Source organism: Sulfuricaulis sp. (assembly GCF_041499725.1).
Classification (GTDB): domain Bacteria; phylum Pseudomonadota; class Gammaproteobacteria; order Acidiferrobacterales; family Sulfurifustaceae; genus Sulfuricaulis.
In genome coordinates, this window is record NZ_JBGQKW010000051.1 from 1 (window position 1) to 19,100 (window position 19,100).

The 19,100-nt window shown below is 56.7% G+C and carries 21 protein-coding genes; 11 read left to right on the forward strand and 10 right to left on the reverse strand.

Annotated elements, in window-relative coordinates:
* Nucleotides 1-78: 78 nt before the first annotated feature.
* From hflC to ACC569_RS09510, 8 genes are all read right to left on the reverse strand, one after another.
* Complete coding sequence (gene hflC / locus ACC569_RS09475) at nucleotides 79-948, reverse strand: protease modulator HflC (protein WP_372523273.1); 870 nt, start codon at nucleotides 946-948, stop codon at nucleotides 79-81.
* Complete coding sequence (hflK, locus tag ACC569_RS09480; protein WP_372523274.1) at nucleotides 945-2,165, reverse strand: FtsH protease activity modulator HflK; 1,221 nt, start codon at nucleotides 2,163-2,165, stop codon at nucleotides 945-947. The genes hflC and hflK overlap by 4 nt, the downstream gene beginning before the upstream one ends.
* A 52-nt stretch (nucleotides 2,166-2,217) precedes the next feature.
* Nucleotides 2,218-3,543, reverse strand: coding sequence for a ribosome rescue GTPase HflX (gene hflX, locus ACC569_RS09485; protein WP_372523293.1), 1,326 nt, complete (start codon nucleotides 3,541-3,543; stop codon nucleotides 2,218-2,220).
* A gap of 7 nt (nucleotides 3,544-3,550) precedes the next feature.
* Nucleotides 3,551-3,817, reverse strand: coding sequence for an RNA chaperone Hfq (gene hfq / locus ACC569_RS09490; protein ID WP_372523275.1), 267 nt, complete (start codon nucleotides 3,815-3,817; stop codon nucleotides 3,551-3,553).
* 115 nt (nucleotides 3,818-3,932) lie between these two features.
* On the reverse strand, nucleotides 3,933-4,871 hold the full coding sequence (gene miaA / locus ACC569_RS09495) for a tRNA (adenosine(37)-N6)-dimethylallyltransferase MiaA (RefSeq protein ID WP_372523276.1): 939 nt from the start codon (nucleotides 4,869-4,871) through the stop codon (nucleotides 3,933-3,935).
* A 106-nt stretch (nucleotides 4,872-4,977) separates the two neighbouring features.
* The gene (gene lysS / locus ACC569_RS09500; protein WP_372523277.1) at nucleotides 4,978-6,468 is read right to left on the reverse strand and encodes a lysine--tRNA ligase; all 1,491 of its coding nucleotides are present in this window, start codon (nucleotides 6,466-6,468) and stop codon (nucleotides 4,978-4,980) included.
* A 46-nt stretch (nucleotides 6,469-6,514) separates the two neighbouring features.
* Nucleotides 6,515-7,622, reverse strand: a protein-coding gene (gene prfB, locus ACC569_RS09505; RefSeq protein WP_372523278.1) for a peptide chain release factor 2 whose coding sequence is annotated in 2 segments (ribosomal slippage) — nucleotides 6,515-7,546 and nucleotides 7,548-7,622 — 1,107 coding nt in all. Because the reading frame shifts where the segments join, the coding sequence is not laid out codon by codon here.
* Nucleotides 7,623-7,720: 98 nt separating this feature from the next.
* Nucleotides 7,721-8,281 carry a hypothetical protein gene (locus ACC569_RS09510; protein WP_372523279.1) on the reverse strand — a complete coding sequence of 187 codons (561 nt, stop codon included), beginning with the start codon at nucleotides 8,279-8,281 and terminating at the stop codon, nucleotides 7,721-7,723.
* 121 nt (nucleotides 8,282-8,402) lie between these two features.
* Here ACC569_RS09510 and ACC569_RS09515 point away from each other — a divergent pair, with 121 nt between their 5' ends.
* A complete protein-coding gene (locus tag ACC569_RS09515; RefSeq protein WP_372523280.1) occupies nucleotides 8,403-8,843 on the forward strand; it encodes a tetratricopeptide repeat protein in 441 nt (146 codons plus the stop codon).
* A 42-nt stretch (nucleotides 8,844-8,885) separates the two neighbouring features.
* On the opposite strand, the gene ACC569_RS09520 is transcribed toward ACC569_RS09515, so the two are convergent.
* On the reverse strand, nucleotides 8,886-9,086 hold the full coding sequence (locus ACC569_RS09520; protein WP_372523281.1) for a hypothetical protein: 201 nt from the start codon (nucleotides 9,084-9,086) through the stop codon (nucleotides 8,886-8,888).
* Nucleotides 9,087-9,412: 326 nt separating this feature from the next.
* Here ACC569_RS09520 and ACC569_RS09525 point away from each other — a divergent pair, with 326 nt between their 5' ends.
* The gene (locus tag ACC569_RS09525) at nucleotides 9,413-10,492 is read left to right on the forward strand and encodes an Sfum_1244 family protein (protein WP_372523282.1); all 1,080 of its coding nucleotides are present in this window, start codon (nucleotides 9,413-9,415) and stop codon (nucleotides 10,490-10,492) included.
* Nucleotides 10,489-11,067 carry a hypothetical protein gene (locus tag ACC569_RS09530; protein WP_372523283.1) on the forward strand — a complete coding sequence of 193 codons (579 nt, stop codon included), beginning with the start codon at nucleotides 10,489-10,491 and terminating at the stop codon, nucleotides 11,065-11,067. Before ACC569_RS09525 ends, ACC569_RS09530 begins: the two co-directional genes overlap by 4 nt.
* 16 nt (nucleotides 11,068-11,083) lie before the next feature.
* Here ACC569_RS09530 and ACC569_RS09535 read toward each other — a convergent pair whose 3' ends face one another.
* Nucleotides 11,084-12,250, reverse strand: a complete 1,167-nt coding sequence (locus tag ACC569_RS09535; RefSeq protein WP_372523284.1) for an HPP family protein — start codon at nucleotides 12,248-12,250, stop codon at nucleotides 11,084-11,086.
* Between the two features lie 88 nt (nucleotides 12,251-12,338).
* On the opposite strand from ACC569_RS09535, the gene ACC569_RS09540 reads away from it, so the two are divergent.
* The 8 genes from ACC569_RS09540 to msrB form a co-directional block, all read left to right on the forward strand.
* Entirely contained in the window at nucleotides 12,339-12,911 is a 573-nt protein-coding gene (locus tag ACC569_RS09540; RefSeq protein ID WP_372523285.1) for a 2OG-Fe(II) oxygenase, read from the forward strand.
* Nucleotides 12,912-13,424: 513 nt separating this feature from the next.
* Nucleotides 13,425-14,231 (forward strand): BTAD domain-containing putative transcriptional regulator, encoded by an 807-nt coding sequence (locus ACC569_RS09545; RefSeq protein ID WP_372523286.1) that lies wholly within the window; start codon nucleotides 13,425-13,427, stop codon nucleotides 14,229-14,231.
* A 166-nt stretch (nucleotides 14,232-14,397) separates the two neighbouring features.
* The gene (locus tag ACC569_RS09550; protein ID WP_372523287.1) at nucleotides 14,398-14,610 is read left to right on the forward strand and encodes a hypothetical protein; all 213 of its coding nucleotides are present in this window, start codon (nucleotides 14,398-14,400) and stop codon (nucleotides 14,608-14,610) included.
* A gap of 151 nt (nucleotides 14,611-14,761) precedes the next feature.
* Nucleotides 14,762-15,550: a VPLPA-CTERM sorting domain-containing protein gene (locus tag ACC569_RS09555; protein ID WP_372523288.1), complete on the forward strand. Its 789-nt coding sequence runs from the start codon at nucleotides 14,762-14,764 to the stop codon at nucleotides 15,548-15,550.
* Nucleotides 15,547-17,076 carry a glycosyltransferase family 2 protein gene (locus ACC569_RS09560; protein WP_372523289.1) on the forward strand — a complete coding sequence of 510 codons (1,530 nt, stop codon included), beginning with the start codon at nucleotides 15,547-15,549 and terminating at the stop codon, nucleotides 17,074-17,076. Before ACC569_RS09555 ends, ACC569_RS09560 begins: the two co-directional genes overlap by 4 nt.
* A 252-nt stretch (nucleotides 17,077-17,328) precedes the next feature.
* Nucleotides 17,329-18,042: a TSUP family transporter gene (locus ACC569_RS09565; RefSeq protein ID WP_372523290.1), complete on the forward strand. Its 714-nt coding sequence runs from the start codon at nucleotides 17,329-17,331 to the stop codon at nucleotides 18,040-18,042.
* Between the two features lie 41 nt (nucleotides 18,043-18,083).
* Entirely contained in the window at nucleotides 18,084-18,758 is a 675-nt protein-coding gene (locus ACC569_RS09570) for a Fe2+-dependent dioxygenase (RefSeq protein WP_372523291.1), read from the forward strand.
* 17 nt (nucleotides 18,759-18,775) lie between these two features.
* On the forward strand, nucleotides 18,776-19,100 hold a 325-nt coding region (gene msrB, locus ACC569_RS09575; protein WP_372523292.1), incomplete at its 3' end, for a peptide-methionine (R)-S-oxide reductase MsrB.

Genomic DNA, 19,100 nt, shown 5'->3' on the forward strand with positions numbered 1-19,100 from the left:
AATACGCCCTCCAGTATCAGCAACAATGCCAGCGCGATCCACAAGTCATGCCACATAGCCAAAGTCGGCCAAGGCTGCTTATCGGGTGGGTTTCTTCATGTATTTGAAGAAATCCGAGCTCGGATCCACGATCATGATGTCGTCTTTTTTCCGGAAGCTTTCCTTGTAGGCATTGAGGCTGCGGTACAGCGAAAAGAATTCCGGCGCGCGGCCGTAGGCTCCGGCGTACAACGCCGTCGCCTTGGCGTCGCCCTCGCCACGAACCCGCTCGGCCTTGCCATAAGCTTCGGCCAGGAGCACCTCGCGCTGGCGCTCGGAGTTGGCACGAATCTTCTCCGCCGCCTCGGCGCCCTGCGCGCGCAACTCGTTCGCAATACGCGAGCGCTCGGCTTTCATACGCTGATACACCGACATACTGACTTCGTCCGGCAGGTCCACGCGCTGGATGCGTACATCCGTCACCACGATGCCAAACTTGCGCGCTTCCCGGTCGGTGTTGGTGGTCAGGATGTCCATGATCTTATGGCGGTCCGTCGAGACCACATCATGCACCGTGCGCTTGCCGAATTCATCGCGCAACCCGCTGTTGACGACCTGCTCAAGGCGCCGGCGGGCATCCAGTTCCTGGCCACCGACCGTAAGATAATATTTGAGCGCGTCCTCGATACGCCATTTGACGAAGGAATCCACCACCACGTATTTCTTTTCCTTGGTGAGGAACGGTTGTGGCTCCGCATCGAGGGTCAGGATGCGCGAGTCGAAATAGCGCGCGTCATCGAGAAACGGGCTCTTGAAATGTATTCCGGGGGCGTCGTCATAGCGCAACACCTGACCGAAGCGCACGACAATGACCTTCTCGCGCTCATCCACCATGTAAAAGGTGGAACGCACGGTGATCGCCACCAGCAGCACGATACCCAGTACGGCAAAGAGCTTCGACTGGTTCATGGCGCGCGCCTCCTCAGGTCGGAACGGGTGCGGCTCGAGGCCCCGCTTTTCACTTCCGGACTGGGCGTCATGCCCGATTCCGCAGGCGGCGTTGCGGACAGTGCGTGCGCTGACTCGCCCATCGGTACCAGCTTGTCGAGCGGGAGATAAATCAGATTATTGCCGGCTTTCTGATCGATGAATATCTTGGTCGTGCTGGACAACACCTGCTCCATGGTTTCGAGATACAGGCGTTCGCGCGTCACGGCCGGCGCCTTCACGTATTCCGTGGCAATCTGTGAAAACCGGCGCGCATCGCCGTCGGCGCGCGCAATCACGCTCGCCTTGTAGCCCTCGGCCTCCTGGGTGATCCTGGCCGCCGCACCGCGGGCGCGCGGGATCACGTCGTTGGCATAGGCCTCGGCCTCGTTCTTGAGACGTTGCTCGTCTTCGCGCGCCTTCACGGCATCGTCAAACGCCGATTTCACTTCTTCCGGCGGCTGCGCCTTCTGGGTTTCCACCGTGACGATATGTACCCCGATCTTGTACTTGTCCATGATCTGCTGCAGCAACTCACGCGCGCTGCGCGCCACCTGATCACGCCCTTCGGTCAACGCGAAATCGAGCGTGCTCTTGCCAACCACTTCACGCACCGCCGATTCAGTGGCCTGGGTAATGGTGGTTTCCGGATCGCGGACATTAAACAAATATTCACCCGCATCCTTGATTTTGTACTGCACGGCAAATTCTATGTCGATGATATTTTCATCCTCGGTCAGCATCAGCGCCTCTTTGGGCACCTTACTTTTGCCGCCGCCGCTGCGGTTGCTGCGGTAACCGATTTCGATTGTGGAGACTTTTTCGACATTGACCTTCTCCACCTTCTCGATGGGGAACGGCAGGTGCCAGCGCAGGCCGGCATCGGTGATCTCTGTTTTCTTGCCGAAACGCAGGACCACGCCACGCTCACCCTGATTGACGATGTAGAAACCGGTAACAAGCCAGATGAAAAGCGCGACCGCGACGATCAGGCCAAGCCCAATACCGCTGGCACGCATCCCACTGCCACCACTTCCACCGCCGCCACTTCCTCCGCCGAACAGGCCGCCGAACAGCCCGGCGAATTTCTGCTGGATATTTTTCACGATGCGGTCGAGGTCGGGCCCGCCGGCATCCGGACGCCGGCGCTGACCCCACGGATTTTTGTCCCCGGACTTGCCGGGTTCATTCCAGGCCACGATTCACTCCTTCAACGAATATGCAGACAAAAGCGCCGCAAAAAGCGGCATTCTAGGGGCAGGACCCGGTCGGAGCAAGGACAGATTCCGTTTCCGCGAGCAGATAAGCTTCACGAAAATCACCGCTCTGCCGCAGCCAGGCGAACTGGGCAGGCTCGAGCGACAACGCCACCTGCCAGCCTCCGGATTCCAGCACGGTCTCGCTGACGACATCGAATCGCTCATGCAACAGGGCCCGCAGGCGACCGGCCTCCGGTGGGAGTTGCAAACGGTAACGCTGACGATGCTGGCGGAAGTGTTCCGCCAATACCTCGCGCAACATATCCATGCCCTCGCCGGTCCGGGCGGAAACCCATACACGCGAAATGTGCCCGTAGGCATCGCGCTCGTATCGCGGCGCTTCGCCTGTCAGATCGATCTTGTTGAATACCGCGATCTGGGGGATGGAAAGCGCATCGATTTCGGCAAGCACTTTGCTCACCTGCTGCATCTGATCGAGACGTTCGGGATTGGCCGAGTCCACCACGTGCAGCAGCAGATCCGCCTCGGCCACTTCTTCCAGGGTGGATTTGAACGCTTCGACCAGATCGTGCGGCAAGTGGCGGATAAATCCTACCGTATCCGCCAGAATAATCGCCGACTTGCCGGGCAGATCGAGCCGGCGCATCGTGGGGTCGAGGGTCGCGAACAGCTGATCGGCCGCGTAAACCGAAGACGCTGTCAGTTGGTTGAACAGCGAGGATTTGCCGGCATTGGTATAACCGACAAACGATACCGTCGGGATAGGAACCTTGTGGCGCGATTTGCGGCGGCTGCGACGCTGAACGTTAACCTGCTTCAGGCGATCGTTGAGTTTCTTGATGCGTTCGCGGATCTGGCGCCGGTCCACCTCCAGCTGGGTTTCGCCCGGACCACGCAGGCCGATACCGCCCTTTTGCCTCTCCAGGTGGGTCCAGCCGCGCACCAGGCGCGTGGAAAGATGCTCGAGTTGGGCCAGCTCCACCTGCAGCTTGCCCTCGGCGGATCGGGCGCGCTGGGCAAAAATATCGAGAATCAGGCCCGTGCGGTCCAGCACCCGGCAGCTGGTGATCTTTTCGAGATTGCGTTCCTGGGCGGGAGACAGTTCGTGATTGACCAGCACGAGGTCGGCATGTTCGCGAACCACGGCGTCCCGGACCTCTTCGGCCTTGCCTTTGCCGATGAACGTGGCCGCATCCGGCACTTGCCGGCTTCCCATAATGGTGCCACAAACTTCCGCACCGGCGGATTCCGCGAGCAGCCTAAGTTCTTCGAGTTCTTCCAGCTCGATGTGCCCCGAAAGACGCAACTGCACCAGCAGCGCGCGCTCACGCCGGCGCGTGCCTGTGGCAGACTTCAGCGAAGAATTATTCGTTTCCAGGGCCTTTGGTGTCGGTGTCGTCAGCGCCTTCGATGTGAAACTTCACCGGGCGGCTGGGTACCACCGTGGAGATGGCATGCTTGTAGATCATCTGGCTCACGGAATTCTTGAGCAACACCACGAACTGATCGAAGGATTCGATCTGTCCCTGCAGCTTGATGCCGTTGACCAGAAAGATGGATACCGGGACGTGCTCTTTGCGCAAGGTATTGAGAAAAGGGTCTTGTAAGGCTTGCCCTTTTTGCTGACTCATGACAGTTCTCCTGTTCTTATATCTTGATGCTTTCCGGCTGTTCTTTGGTTCGTTGAAAAACCGGGCCTTATCCCCGGCCGGAAGGGATACATATAGTATAACCCCAGACCAAGTTTTATAGACCTGCCGTTTGCCGTAAATACTCCAGACATTCCTTCTCCGGCAGCGTATCGGCGCTGTCGAGCGCGTGGACTCCCTGGTAACTGCGCAGCCAGGTGATCTGGCGTTTGGCGAATTGCCGCGTGGCGGCGATAGCCTGCTCGGTCATTTCACTATAGTTGACTTTTTTAATCAAGTATTCCCAGATTTGCCGATAGCCAACAGCGCGCATGGAAGGCATGGTTAAACTGAGACCGTCCAGACGGGTCAATTGTTCCACTTCATCGACAAAACCCCGTTCCAGCATGGCAAGAAAACGACTCGCGATACGCCCGTGCAGCAGGGTTCTGTCCTGCGGCCAGAGCGCTATTCTCGTCACACGGTAGGGGAATGAATGGCCTCGTTTTTCCGCACCCAGCGCGCTCAGCGGCTGTCCGGTGAGCTCGTGAATTTCCAGGGCACGCTGGATACGCTGAGCGTCGTTCGGATGAATCCGCGTCGCCGAGACGGGATCAATTTCCCGCAGCCGCCGGTGCAGGGCGGGCCAGCCATGCGTGGCCGCCTCGTCGCCAAGACGCGCGCGAACATCGGGGTCGGCGGAAGGCAGATCGGAAAGCCCAAATTCCAGCGCACGAAAATAAAACATCGTGCCGCCGACCAGCAGCGGAATCTTTCCCGTCCGCGTAATGTCCTGCATCTCAACCAGAGCATCCGCGCAAAAATCGGCGGCCGAGTAAGCCTCCCGCGGATCGCGAATATCGATCAAGCGATGTGGCGCGCGCGTCAGTTCATCACGGGTGGGTTTCGCCGTGCCGATATCCATGCCGCGATAGACCTGCGAGGAATCGACGCTGATGATTTCCACCGGCAGCGTATCGTGTAGTGCCAGGGCGAGCGCGGTTTTCCCCGCGGCCGTGGGACCCATCAAGAAAATAGCGGACGGAAGCTCAGACATCAGGAATAGACAGGATTGACAGGATTCATCAGGATTTACAGGATTAAGACTTTTGAATAGTCAATCATTCCTGTTAATCCTGCGTAATCCTGTTAATCCTGTGAAATTATTTTTCCGGTCTCATATGGGGAAATAAAAGCACATCGCGGATCGAAGCCGAGTCGGTGAACAGCATCACGAGACGATCGATGCCGATCCCCTCGCCCGCCGTCGGCGGCATGCCATGTTCGAGGGCACGGATATAGTCCTCGTCAAAATGCATGGCCTCTTCATCGCCGGCTTCCTTCTCTTGCACCTGTTTGCGAAAACGTTCAGCTTGGTCCTCGGCATCGTTCAACTCGGAGAAGCCGTTGGCTATCTCGCGTCCACCGACAAATAATTCGAAGCGATCGGTGATACTCGGATCTTTGTCATTACGTCGCGCCAGCGGTGAGACCTCGGTCGGATAGGAGGTAATGAAAGTCGGGTCCTTGAGCCTGGACTCCACCGTCTTTTCGAAGATTTCAAGCTGCAGTTTGCCGGTGCCGTATGTATTCTTCACAGGCAACTGAAGCCGGCTGGCGATCCCGCGCAATGCTTCAACGGAGTCGAGATCGACTTCGCGAATGTCAGGATTAAAATGGAGCACCGATTCCCGGATCGTCATGCGGCGGAAGCGCTTGCTGAAATCGTATTGGTCGCCCTGATAGGTGATCGTCTCGGCGCCAAGCACATCCTGTGCAAGGCCGCGCAACATTTCCTCCGTGAGATTCATCAGGTCGTGGTAATCGGCGTAGGCCTGATAAAACTCGAGCATGGTGAATTCAGGGTTATGCCGTGTCGACAGGCCCTCGTTGCGGAAGTTGCGGTTGATCTCGTAGACCTTCTCGAAACCGCCGACGATCAGACGCTTGAGATAGAGTTCAGGTGCCACGCGCAGGAACAGGCTCATGTCGAGCGCGTGGTGATGGGTCACGAACGGACGCGCCGTGGCACCGCCAGGAATCACTTGCATCATCGGCGTTTCGACCTCGAGGAACCCGCGTTCATCGAGGAAGCGACGGATATAACGGACCATGGCGGTGCGGGTTCGAAAGGTATTGCGCGCCACCTCGCTCATAATAAGGTCAAGGTAACGCTGGCGGTACTTGGTTTCGGTGTCCGTCAGGCCGTGATATTTCTCGGGCAGAGGCCGCAACGACTTCGCCAGCAGGCGGACGTCATCCACCTTGATTGAAAGCTCCCCGGTTTTGGTCTTGAACAGCGCTCCTTCGGCGCCGAGGATGTCGCCGATGTCCCACTTCTTGAAGTCCTCGTAACGCGCCTCGCCCACGGCGTCGCGCGTGACATAGACCTGGATCAATCCCGACATGTCCTGCAGGTGCGCAAAGCTGGCCTTGCCCATGACCCGGCGGGTCATCATCCGCCCCGCCACCTTGACCCGCACGTTGCGGGTCTCGACCTCGGCCGGGTCCTTCTCGCCGTACTCGGCATGCAGCTCGCCGGCCACGACGTTGCGGCGGAAGTCATTGGGGAACGCGTTGCCCTGCTGGCGCAGTTCAGCGAGTTTCTGGCGCCGCAGGGCGATCTGTTCGTTCTCGTCTTTTTCGTCAACCATTTTATATAAAAATTAGTTAGTTATACTATTTATACTATAAATAACATTAATTATTGACGAGGCCACTTTTGAGACTGGCGTCAATAAATTTGTCGAGGTCGCCATCCAGTACCGCTTGCGGGTTACCTGTCTCGACCCCGGTTCGCAGATCTTTGATTCGAGACTGGTCCAACACATAGGACCGGATCTGGTGACCCCACGCGATATCAGATTTACTATCCTCCAGTTTCTGCTTTTCCTGGTTCCGCGCGTGCAACTCGCGCTCGAATAGCCGGGATTTCAGCATGGCCATGGCCGAGGCCCGGTTGCGATGCTGGGAACGATCAGATTGGCATTGAACCACAATCCCAGTCGGATTATGCGTAATGCGTATGGCGGAATCGGTACGGTTGACATGCTGACCGCCGGCACCGCTGGCCCGGTAGGTATCCACGCGCAGATCCGCCGGGTTGATTTCGACTTCGATGTTTTCGTCCACCTCGGGATAGGCAAAAACCGAGGCAAATGAGGTATGGCGGCGATTTCCCGAGTCGAAAGGGGATTTGCGCACCAAGCGATGGACCCCGGATTCGGTGCGCAGGTAGCCGTAGGCGTAGGGGCCGGTGAACTTGACCGTGGCGCTCTTGATCCCGGCTACTTCTCCCTCGGAAATTTCCAGAATCTCGGTTTTAAAGCTGTGCTTGTCACCCCACATCAGGTACATGCGCAACAGCATATTGGCCCAATCCTGGGCCTCGGTGCCACCGGAACCCGACTGAACATCCAGAAACGCGTTATTCGCGTCCATTTCACCCGAGAACATGCGCTGAAATTCAAGATCGCCCAGTTGCTTTTCCAGACGTCCAAGATCGCCGGACACGGACTTCACCACGTCCGCGTCATTTTCCTCCTTGGCGAGATTCAACAATTCTTGAGCCTCGGCAAGTTCGGTGGCAAGACGGGTCAGCGTGCCGACCTCGGTTTCCAGGCGCGCACGCTCACGCCCCAGCTCCTGGGCGCGTTGGGGATTGCTCCAGATGTCGGGTTGCTCGAGCTCGCGCTGGACTTCAGTCAGACGATGCTGCTTGGAATCAAAGTCAAAGATACCCCCGTATGACCTGGGTACGGTCCTGGAGATCGCGGAGCTTGTTAAACAGCGGGTTTAGGTCTTCCATTGCGAGGGCAACCGAAGTAGTAAAAATTTAAAAACTTTGATTACAAAAATCAGTCTGTTACAAATTATTATTAAGATACTTGTTAAGGCTGATAAAGTCTAGGAAACCTGTACGCCGAGGACTTCGCCTACGACTTTCTTTATTGCTTTGATCAATTCGGGCGTCTCCACGTCCACCACCTGTTCCAGCACCCATTTGCTGTCCGTGGCATCCATGGCCCGGGAAACCTTTTCTCCCAGGTAGCGCAGCACGCTGTAACTGGGATTGCGGCCGTTGAACTCGAACTCCGAATAGTCGACAAAACGGGCGTTCAAGGTATTGATGAAATCGCCGGCATAGGCGCCGGGGCCGACAAATTCCTCGAGATTGACGGAGGTAATGCGGGCCAGATGCTTGCTCAAGGCATTGATGAAGCGGCCGCGCTCCTCTTCGTTCAGCTGACCAAATACGATCCTGTCGGAACACTGGACCAGAAACGCGATGATTTCGGTGATGACAGACGTCACCTGCCGGTCGCCGCCCAGCGGGTAACCTTCCTTCTCCATGTGACGCACGGCTTCCTGCGCAATCCGCCAGATATTCGTGGCCACCACACTGGCACGATCCTCCAGGGTCTTGGGGCCTTTTTTGCGAAATTTGGTTTTCAGCGGCAGAGCCATGGCATGCATTATATTGGAGTTTTACTTCCTTGCGGAGTCATGGCGCGATTGATTGTCCACATTGGTTTTATGCTTCGCTCCCGACACGAGTCTCTGGCAAAATGCTGGCCGGCCAAGATTGATGGAGTCGCCCATGTCTGAATCCGATATGAACCTGGTCAGCGGTATTGCCGCCTTCGAGTCGAAAGAATTTGCCAAAGCGTTCAAATTTCTTTCACCACTGGCCGAAACCGGCAATGACCAGGCCCAATACCGTCTTGCCGTGATGTATCAGAACGGCCTCGGGCACGTGCGCAATGAAATGATGGCCTATAAATGGATGCACGCCGCGGCTGAACAGGGAAATTCCCTGGCCCAGCACGGTCTCGGATTCATGTACATGCAGGGCGAATGCGTTCCGAAAAACGAGAAGATGGCCGCGGAATGGTTCCGTCGCGCCGCCGAGCAGGGGCTGGCCGGCTCACAGATGACCCTCGGGATGCTTTATGAGCAGGGAATCGGTGTGGAGAAAAACGAAGCCGAGGCCAAGAAATGGTACGAGATGGCTCAGCGAAACTCGTAAACGCACGGACCGTGCCAGGCACGGCCCGTGATCACAGAGCGACTACTTCTTGGCGAAGGCGGTGAAACCGTCGGTTTTGCCCGCGTGACCGTCGTCATAGCCGGAATTGTAGGCGTCGTTCAGACGCTGCTCTTCGCGCTTGGGATTATGCAGAAAACCGCAAGCCCAACCGTTGATGTATTCCTTGTCAACGCCCTTCTTTTCCATGGCGCTGATGGTCTCGTAATACGTCTTTTTGTTCATTAAACGCACTCCTGAATGAATTCTTAGCATGGGAACGGCGGTAAAGCGGCGCATATATTACCCATTGAAGCCGGGTTTTCAAGAATAAAATCACTGGAGGACCAATTCCCCTATTTTTACATGTTTATCCCGGTTAATTTTCCGACGGTCGGCTCGAAGCGGGTGGAATATCGCGTAAAAACAAACTGACATGACCCCCATATATATACAGTTATATACAGCGGCTGGCGCCCAGTGCCAGAAGCCAACATGCGGCCCGGGACCGGCGGCTAGTTTCCGGATACCGGACAGACATATACTTTAAACAACCTTCAGAACGTCATGCCATGCTGAATCTCGGTCGACTGGTCAACACGGTTCAGAAAAACTGTCACATCTCGGATGCGCGTCATGCGGGCGACTTCACGCTCTGCATCTTCCTTTTGAAAATGCGCGAGTTCTACCGCTGGGAACACGACATCCCGTTCGCGCACAACCTGCCGAAAGACGAGGTCGGCGCGTGGCTGCAGGAACGCGAGGGTATGTGGTCCGATCTCGAGTCCAGCGCATTCGAATCGCTTCCGCTGGAGGGGGGCACACCGGATCCCTTCGACGCGGAAACCGTCAACCGTGAGCTGATCCCCCAAGGTTATGTTTACAGCGGCGGTTACGGCCGTTTCTCCAAACCGCATTTCTTTCTCGGCACGCTCCTCAAAAAAGAACAGCGCGCCGGGTACACGGTTTACATTTCCTCCTGCGAATACGCCCGCGACCTGGAAGCGCCGCCGGCCATGTTGCAGGGCAAAACCATTTACATCCGCCAGGAATCAGTGCGGCGTTTTCTGTGGGAGAAAATCGAGGAATGGCGCTGGAACCGCAAGAACGAGGTCATGGAACGCGCGCTGGCTTGTTATGCGTTCGAGATCGACATGAATTCGGCACTTGAGCGCATGACCGAGAATGAAACCGAAGTCATGATATTGCACGAACTCGGCGAAGGCCTGGCCGGCGAGAAGCTGGGGCCGGACTGGCAGAAAATGCTCGCCACGTTCTCGCGATCCAAGGCGGAGATCATGGTCCGTGCAGTGCGTGATATTCTGGCGGATTGCCTGTCCACCCTGCCCGGTCTGCTGGCATCTAACAACACCGCCTCGCTGCACTTCTATTTCGCCAACTTCACCGGCATGCGCAAGCATCTTTTCCCCGAGGCACTCGAGGCTTATCGCCGCTGGACAACGGCAGACGATCGCCAGGCACTGCGCGTGCTGGTCGAATCCGGGCAACGCCGCTGGCTCGAGACCGCGCACGCCATCATGAACCTATACAGAGAAAAAGGAGAGCAGGCCGGCACGGCGATCGAAAACATGCTGGAACCAACGCCGGAATCGCCACTCACCTGTCCTCCTAACGCCGCCTCGACTCCATGAAGCTCAACGTAATCGTGGATGAACGGGTCTACTCCGTCGACGTCCCGCCGCCAATGCTTGTCGAGGCGGAAGATTTTTTCCGGACGCTGGATCACGACATGGACCACGGCTGGCAAATGGGACCCGAGTTCATCGAAAATCCCGACAAGCTGCAACGCTGCCAGATAGCGGCCAACAAGCTGCTCACCTCGCTCAGCGGCGCCAATGAAACGATGGTTTTGCTCATGGCCGGATTTATTCTCAAGCGTCTGCCGGGAGTGACGGGCGTGCGCATCGATACCGGCGGCGAGATGCTCCATACTGAAATGATTTACGAAAAACCTGCCAGCCGTCCTGCCGTGGCGCAGGCTTCCAGCGTTCCTTCGCCGACACAAAAATTAGGAAAGCTAGAAGCCATGGAGCAGGCCGGCAAGGATGTCACCAAGGTGTATCAGGTCGGCAAAAGCTATCGCTTCGCCGTGCGTGATCTGCGTACCGGGGAATGGCTCGAATCGGGCCCCCTGAATTCGGAACAGGAAGCCTACGAAAAAAGAATGCAGGCGTACAAGCGCCGACTGGATGAGCTGACCGGTTAGTTCGTTCGCCGGAAGTTCAAGGCATCGCCGCCCAGTAACGATACAGCGCCACCGTCAGATCCGTCTGCGTCACCATCCCCACGACGCGCTGGTCCTTGTCCACGATGGGCACGTGATGAATCTTGTGCCCGGAGAAGAGCGGAATCAGCGACACGATATGCATGTCCTCCGTCGCAGTGATCGCCGGGGATGACATGATCTCTCCCACCACCTCGGGCTTGTCCGTGGTCATCCCCGGTGTGCGGCGAATGAAGGCGCGCAGGCGGTCGAAGAAGCGCGGATGGGTGTGGTGCGTCTTGTCCGCGCGTTTCAGGAAATCGACAATCGTGACCATCCCGACCACGCGACGAGCGCGGTCGATCACGGGCACGCCCTTGAGTTTGCGCCGGCGCATCGTCTCCCACACCGCCGACAGCTCGTCGCCATACTCGGCCGTGGCCACATCCCGCGTCATGATGTCACGACAGAATACGTCGCCCATGCGCCGGCGCATGGAATGCAGCGATGCTCGCGTGTAAATCTGCTCTAGATCTTCCTCCGCGACGTCAATATAGGCGTTCATGTCCTTCAGCGCGCTTTCAATGTCCTCCTTCATCAAGGCGTTGCGGTTCGCAACCACCGGCGACAATGGCGCCGGATTTTTCCAGGTGCCGACGGACGGCAATAACGGATAACGTCGTCCCGGAAACAGGTTGTTGATCACAAGCGCGATGACCAGCAATACGACGACATTGAATCCAACCGGGGCCAGGACAACGCTGTAACCCAGTCGCTGTAATTCCGGTCCGCCCATCACCATCGCCAACGCCGTCGCCCCACCGGGTGGATGCAGGCAATTCAGAAGATGCATGGCGAAGATGGCCACGGCCACGGCCAGCGCCGCGGACACAAATACGCCGGGAATGAATTTGAAGCAGGTCACGCCGACCAAGGCTGAGATCAATTGACCGCCGACAAAAGGCCACGGCTGCGCCATCGGGCTGTGTGACGCAGCGAACAGCAACACCGACGAAGCGCCCAGGGAAGTAATCATGAGCGGGGTTGCCTTGTCGCCTAGGCCCGAACTCAACAGGGCTGTTATAAATATTCCCAGGAACGCTGCCGCGGCCGAAACAATTTTTTCCGTAACGCTGACTGGCGCCGAGGCGTGGAACAGCGAGGCAATAATCCGTTTCAGAGCCATGGATTGGCTGGTTTGACGTGCAAGAAGAGCGCTAAGATAATCAAGTATACTCGACAATTACCGATCGCCATTCCCCGCGAGTGTCCCCATGCGCGAAGTCAAACCGCTGTCCTTTATATACGAGATCAAAAATGCACTGCCGGGTGAACTTTGCCGGGAAATGATTCAGCGCTTCGAAGCCAACAAGGATCAGCAATATCCCGGGCGTATCGGCCAGAATCAGGCAGAAGAAACCAGCGTCAAGAAGACCACCGATCTGCGCATCAGCGGACGGCAGGACTGGAAAAACATTGACACCGCGCTGGTTCAATCGCTCGCCAAGGCGTTCAACGAATTCGGCCAGACGTTTCCTTTTTTTGCCGCCAACTCCTTCAAGGACATCGGCTACAACATGCAGCGTTACCTTCCGGGCGAATATTATCACTGGCACGTGGATGGCGGACCCGGCCCTTTCAGCCAACGTCAGCTCGTCGCCATCTGGTATCTCAACGATGTCGCAGGCCCTGGTGGCGAGACTGAATTTCCGATTCAGGAAGTGCTGGTCAAACCTGAAGCCGGCAAGCTCATCCTGTTCCCGCCATTTTGGACCCATGTACATCGTGCGGTTACCATGGAAAAAGGCGTCAAATATATCGCTACCACCTGGATTTGCTTTGCCTGACAGCTTATCAGCTCTCGATTTTTATTCCCGACTGGTGCCCACCCGGTTTGTCTATTGGGCGCGCGCGGCGAACATGCCGACTTTCTTGAAGCCATGCATAAAATACTTGCCCTCGCCCCACCACCTCCCCGAGCATCCCTGGCTGGATAAACTCAAGAGCATGTTCGGCTGATTACCGGAATGTGCAGACCGTCGCAAAGGCGTTTCGACCAGCCATCAAACCCCTGACTTGGCCCACTAGGTGGCGATTTCCGACCAGGCGACAGCGGTGAAATCTTGATCAAAACCTAAATCTATTCATCTGGGAATAATTATTAAAATAATTTTAAGATCATATGGTTAGCATATTAACTTCACGTTACAGCTTGACTTCACCCACGCCAGTTATGCCCAAAGGGCGGTATCGCCTATGAATTTATGATGGTTTGCTGTCAAAATAGCGCCTCGCAAGAAGAATTATATGGATAGCAAGGGATGCTTACTGATGAATGAGCGGTGTATTAGTGTTTCATTATGGTTGATCTGCAACAAATACCAATCAGCAATCCCGCGCCTGATGAGCAGCGGGATTACCCGCTGCAAATATTTACCCTTGGGCGCTTTTCAGTTGCCAGGGGTTTAGAGCCGATCCGTTTTGCCCGCAAGGCCCAGCATCGACCGCTGCAACTGCTCAAAGCGCTGATCGCGCTTGGTGGTCGTGAAGTCGGTTCAGACCGCCTGGGGATGGCACTGTGGCCCGAGTCAGAAGGCGATACGGCATACAACGCTTTCGAAATCACGTTGCATCGGTTACGCAAGCTGCTTGGTATTGAAAAATCGCTGGTGTTGTCAAACGGCCTGCTCACACTCGATAACCAGCTTTGCTGGGTGGATGTCTGGGCATTTGAGCAGGCAGCGGGTCAAGCGGAAATGTTGCTGAGATCCCTGCATCCGAACCCCGATGAGTTGGCCGGCATATCCTTCAACGTAGTAACGCTCTACCACGGACATTTTCTGGGGCGTGAGACGCCCGAGCCATGGTCGATCTCTCTGCGCGAACGATTGCGCAGCAAGTTCCTGCGGCACTTACTCGATGTCGCGCGCCACTGGGAAAAGATCGGACAGCATGAAGCCGCCATCCAGTGTTACCAGAAGGGACTGGAAACCGACGACCTCGCGGAAATCTTTTATCAGCGCCTGATGGTCTGTTATCAACAACTCGGCCGGAAGAGCGAGGCGCTGGCCGTCTACCGTCGTTGCCGCACGACATTGTCACTCATTCTCTCCATCGCTCCTTCCCCCGCCACTGAAACCATTCGCAGACGTTTGACAGAAGTCTGATGTTCTAAAAATCCCGGGGCGTTATCAGGCGCTGCCATGACCTGTGTTATGGGTGCGCATATTTCGCCGCAGCGTGATTCATTTTTTATTCAATCCGTAGGCTATCTGTAAGTCGTACCCACGCATTGTGTCCTCCATAAATAGCAAATAATCAATGGAGGAGCAGATGGAGAGCTACATCGTTCGTTTGTATCGCCGGGATACCACAAACCCGGAAAATCTCGTTGGCCTGATAGAAACCGTTGGTCTGGACAAGACGCGCTCATTTCACACCGTTAATGAACTGGTGGCGATACTCTCTGAGCCACACACGCTCGACAGAACAGTCTCACAGCCTGTGCTTAGAGTGATCGAAGCCGGCAAGAAGAATTCCCGCTGATGCCGGAGAAAAATCAAAGCGCAAATATCAGTTCATATACGGCGGCAACTGGTCGATATGCGCCGTTAAGTTGCGGTAAAAGGAAGTAACACTCGAAGGATAGAAAAAAGGGCTCAAGCCCTGTCATAAAAAACGCAGTCAGGAGGAGTTCATGGATCGCTACAAAGATATTGCAGGACGTTTCTTGCGGCATGGCCTTGTTGCCGGCATGTTGCTGTTTGCCGCGCTGCCTGCGCATGCCGCCAGTGTTTCATTTTTCCTTGATCAGTCGAATAAATTGCCCGATGGCACCAACTATCTGTCCGTGATGTTGACGGAGAACGGGACCGGCGGTGTGGATTTCCTGGTGAAAACCCTCGCTCCTCTGAATGACATTGCCGGATCTAACTTCGGGATTCAAATGTTTGGTTTCAGTTTTGCCGACGGCACCTGGGGTGAAATAAGTGGACTTCCCGATCACAAGCATGGCAAAGACAATCGACATGGAGATGATTTCGGGAAGCATGAAACGTGGGATGAAATAAGCGGTCTTCCCGATCACTGGCGTGTCCAGAACAACAAACGGATGGACGGCTTCGGGAAGTTCGACATCCGTCTTGTGGGCAAGGGAAATGCTCGTACCGACAGCCTGAGCTTCACCGTCAATGACGTCAACCTCAATGATTTTGGATCGCTTTTCTCAGCGCATGTCGCTGGCTTTGAGTGGTGCACGATCGATGACAATCGGCGTAACTGGTGTGACGGCAGAAATTGCACCACGAGCGCCTTTTTCGCCGGCACCATGCCAGTCTCACAGGTTCCTATACCGACCGCTCTGTGGCTGTTCGGGTCGGGATTGATCGGCTTGGCGGCCGTGACCAGGCGCAAGAAGCCGGATGATACCCCCTTGGTCGCACGCTACAAAACCGTTGAGGTTTTAACGATGGAGGATCTGTCATGAGTGGAAATGGACCGGTTCTGAAAAAATCAGGATGTGGCGAGGAAAAAAACATTACGCCTTGCTGGCGTTTATTAGGATACGCCACGCTGTTGGTCGTGAACCTCATTGCCCCCCCAGTGCTTGCCTCGTCTTTTACAGGGCTTGGTGAGACGTCACACGGCGGTTTTGCCATCGAGGCTTCCGCCTTATCTGCTGACTGGTCGAAGGTGACTGACTTCGATCTCACAGGGTGGACATTTAGCGAGACGACGACTGATCACGCCCTCCTCGTCGAGTCGCCGATCGTGCCAGCAGAGATTGGCTTAAACATGCTGGTTTGGCTGGCAGTACTGCTCACGTCGATGCCGATGCTTTTGGTGATTTTAGAGGCCATCATGGCCATGGGCTTCCGCCATAAGCGGAGGTCAGTTGTTGCGCCGGGGAAGAAATTCCCGCGCACGGTCGTACTCATCCCCGCGCACAACGAAGAGGACGTGATCAGCCGCTGTCTCGCTTCCCTGTCCGTCGATCTGCCGCCGAATTGCCGGTTGCTTTGCGTCGCCCACAACTGCACGGATGCGACGGCGGAGGTCGCCCGGAACCTGGGGGCGGAGGTGGTCGAGGTACAAGACGCCGGTCACGGAGGCAAGCCCGATGCGTTGAAGGCGGGTCTCCGCTGGCTCGATGCAAACCCGCCCGAGGTCGTGGTGATCGTGGACGCTGATTGCGTGGTAAGCGAAGGGGCAGTCCGGATACTGGCCACGCGGGCGTGGGAGCTGAATCGCCCGGTCATGGGGGCTTACTTTTTCGCGTCCGCCGATGCGGAGAAGGGATTGTCCACGCTCTCGAGTCTGGCCGTTCTGCTCAAAAACTATGTCCGTCCCTTGGGCCTGCACGCCCTGGGCCTGCCCTGCTTGCTCAATGGCAGCGGGTCCGCCTATCCTTTTCGAGTCATCCGGAATGCGCCGCATGGCAAGGGCGCCATCGCCGAGGACTACCAGTTGGCCATTGATTTGTTGGAGCGGGGCTATCCGACAACTTTCGTCCCGGAAGCAAGGGTAGACGGACAGCTGCCGAAACGTGATGACACGGCTCTGCGTCAGCGACGTCGGTGGGAGCATGGCCACCTGTTCCTGACATTTCGTACCGCACCGAGGCTCCTGCTGAAAGGCCTGATGCGGCTGGACAAGAACCACCTTGGGCTGGCGCTGGAGGTGGCCGTGCCGCCGTTGGCGTTCCTCGGAATGATGTGGGTTATTGCTGTGAGCCTGTCGCTCGCGCTGTATGCGTTCAATGGACATGGCGGTCCGTTGGGCTTCCTGGCGGGCACGGCAGCGATGTTCGCGGCGGCCGTGCTGATGTCCTGGATGCGGTTCGCCGGAATCAAATCGACACTGGCGGCCCTGGCCTCGGTGCCCGGTTATCTCATGTGGAAGTTGCCCATGTACCGCGAATTTTTCACCCATCGTGAAACGCGGTGGATGAAGACAGCGCGCGACAATTTCAGTGGCGCCCAGCACGGATTACGTACACCGTTTCCGGGATAAGTTCGGCAGCAATGACATAGTCAGCCATTCTCTGGCGGGTCTGTGTACGGGGAACCTATTGGACAACGTGCACATCGAGATTGACGCAGTACCCGCCCCTGCTGCCGTGTGGTCGTTCGGCTCGGGTCTACTGGGGCTGATCAGCGCGGCGCGGCGCAGGAAAACCGCATAACAGTTCAACCGACCTTCCGCCACGCCGTGGTGGAGGGTTTGTGGCATAGTAGCGCCGCCCATGTCCCGCGCGGCACCTGAATGATTTCCCTCGCCATCCTGACGCTCGTCTGCGTCCTCACTTATTCCTTTGAAATCGTATTCGGCCTCGCCGGCACGATACTCATGCTGCCGTTGCTGAGTTTTCTCTACGGCACCAAGACACTCGTGATTTACTCCGTCCTGCCGCAGATACTGGTCGCTGTTATCGGACTCATCCGTTCGTCCAAAAAGGTCGACAGGCCATTCATGGTCGGCATGTTGTCGTTCGCCGGGCTGGGCGCGATCGCGGGGTTCACCCTCTTCTATTATTTCTCCGCATCGGTGTTTCAGATGTTGCTGGCCTCGGCGATCACAGCGGCGGGGCTGTTTCTGGTGATCGCGCCGCACTGGGCGAAGTTCAATCCGGCCGGCATGCGCGTGATGGACACGCTCGCCGGTACGTCGCAGGCGCTGTTCGGCATCAGCGGGCCGATCGCCATGACGCGGCTGCTCGCGACCTTCCACGACAAGAACACGGTGCGCCATTACGCCTTCGCGTTTTTCCTAGCCATGAACGGTCTGCGCGCAACCGAATATCTGCTGCACGGGACTTATACCGGACAAATCCTGGAGATGATGGCGGTGAGCGGGCCGTTTCTGGCATTCACGCTCTGGTTCAGCAACCAGTTGCACCTGCACATCAATGAGCGAGTCTTCCGGCGCGTGGTGGCGTGGATGATCCTGCTCGGTGGCATGTCGCTTTTTTACCGCTAAGGCCTGCCCTATAATCCCGGCAAATCCATCAGGACTAAACCATGTTGCTTCACATCCCTTCCGTGCTGGCCTCCGGCCCATTGGACACGGTCAGGAAACTGCTCGCCAACGCGAGTTTCGTCGACGGGAAACTTTCCGCCGGCGCCGCGGCCAAACGTGTCAAGAATAATGAAGAGCTGGACAAGCGCGCGCAGCAGATGGACATGCTGAATAACATCATCATGAGCAGCCTGGTACAGCATCCGGTTTATCGCAGCGGCGCGTTGCCGCTGCACGTGGCGGCGCCTTATTATGCGCGCTATACACCGGGCATGTCGTATGGCGATCATCTGGACGATCCCATCATGGGCGCGGACGGCGTGCTTTACCGCTCCGACATCGCGATTACGTTGTTCCTGAACGACCCGGTAAAATACGACGGCGGCGAGCTGGTGATACGCACCGCCTTCGGCAGCAACGAAGTCAAGCTGCCGGCGGGCGATGCCGTGATGTACCCTTCTTCCAGCCTGCATCACGTGAACGAGGTCACGCGCGGTGAACGTCTCGTCGCCGTCACTTGGGTGCAGAGCCTGGTGCGCGACCCGGCGCGGCGCGAGCTGTTGTATGAATTGCATCAGGCGCGAGAAAAGTTGCTGAAGATTTCACCGGAGGCGGAGGAAACCGCCCAGGTCAACACCGCCTACATGAATCTGATCCGCATGTGGGGCGACATCTAGACCACGGAGACGCCGCCATGAAATACAAGGTCTACAAAAAAGACGAGGAATGGAGAAAAATCCTCTCGCCGGAACAATTTAAGGTCACGCGTCAGAAAGGCACCGAGCCCGCGTTCACCGGCCGGTATCACGATTGCAAGGACAAGGGCGTTTACCAGTGCGTCTGCTGTGGAGCGGTACTGTTCAGTTCCGACACCAAATTTGATTCCCGTACCGGCTGGCCCAGTTTCCACTCTCCGATGATATCCGAGAACGTCGCGGAGCAGGAAGACAGCAGTTTTTTCATGAAACGCACTGAGGTGCATTGCAGCCAGTGCGGCGCGCATTTGGGACACGTGTTTC

What these genes read in the sequence shown, in the direction of transcription:
- hflC (WP_372523273.1), bottom strand. Translation starts at nt 948, where the DNA reads ATGAACCAGTCGAAGCTCTTTGCCGTACTGGGTATCGTGCTGCTGGTG.
- hfq (WP_372523275.1), bottom strand. Translation starts at nt 3,817, where the DNA reads ATGAGTCAGCAAAAAGGGCAAGCCTTACAAGACCCTTTTCTCAATACC.
- miaA (WP_372523276.1), bottom strand. Translation starts at nt 4,871, where the DNA reads ATGTCTGAGCTTCCGTCCGCTATTTTCTTGATGGGTCCCACGGCCGCG.
- lysS (WP_372523277.1), bottom strand. Translation starts at nt 6,468, where the DNA reads ATGGTTGACGAAAAAGACGAGAACGAACAGATCGCCCTGCGGCGCCAG.
- ACC569_RS09510 (WP_372523279.1), bottom strand. Translation starts at nt 8,281, where the DNA reads ATGGCTCTGCCGCTGAAAACCAAATTTCGCAAAAAAGGCCCCAAGACC.
- ACC569_RS09515 (WP_372523280.1), top strand. Translation starts at nt 8,403, where the DNA reads ATGGAGTCGCCCATGTCTGAATCCGATATGAACCTGGTCAGCGGTATT.
- ACC569_RS09520 (WP_372523281.1), bottom strand. Translation starts at nt 9,086, where the DNA reads ATGAACAAAAAGACGTATTACGAGACCATCAGCGCCATGGAAAAGAAG.
- ACC569_RS09525 (WP_372523282.1), top strand. Translation starts at nt 9,413, where the DNA reads ATGCTGAATCTCGGTCGACTGGTCAACACGGTTCAGAAAAACTGTCAC.
- ACC569_RS09530 (WP_372523283.1), top strand. Translation starts at nt 10,489, where the DNA reads ATGAAGCTCAACGTAATCGTGGATGAACGGGTCTACTCCGTCGACGTC.
- ACC569_RS09535 (WP_372523284.1), bottom strand. Translation starts at nt 12,250, where the DNA reads ATGGCTCTGAAACGGATTATTGCCTCGCTGTTCCACGCCTCGGCGCCA.
- ACC569_RS09540 (WP_372523285.1), top strand. Translation starts at nt 12,339, where the DNA reads ATGCGCGAAGTCAAACCGCTGTCCTTTATATACGAGATCAAAAATGCA.
- ACC569_RS09545 (WP_372523286.1), top strand. Translation starts at nt 13,425, where the DNA reads ATGGTTGATCTGCAACAAATACCAATCAGCAATCCCGCGCCTGATGAG.
- ACC569_RS09550 (WP_372523287.1), top strand. Translation starts at nt 14,398, where the DNA reads ATGGAGAGCTACATCGTTCGTTTGTATCGCCGGGATACCACAAACCCG.
- ACC569_RS09555 (WP_372523288.1), top strand. Translation starts at nt 14,762, where the DNA reads ATGGATCGCTACAAAGATATTGCAGGACGTTTCTTGCGGCATGGCCTT.
- ACC569_RS09560 (WP_372523289.1), top strand. Translation starts at nt 15,547, where the DNA reads ATGAGTGGAAATGGACCGGTTCTGAAAAAATCAGGATGTGGCGAGGAA.
- ACC569_RS09565 (WP_372523290.1), top strand. Translation starts at nt 17,329, where the DNA reads ATGATTTCCCTCGCCATCCTGACGCTCGTCTGCGTCCTCACTTATTCC.
- ACC569_RS09570 (WP_372523291.1), top strand. Translation starts at nt 18,084, where the DNA reads ATGTTGCTTCACATCCCTTCCGTGCTGGCCTCCGGCCCATTGGACACG.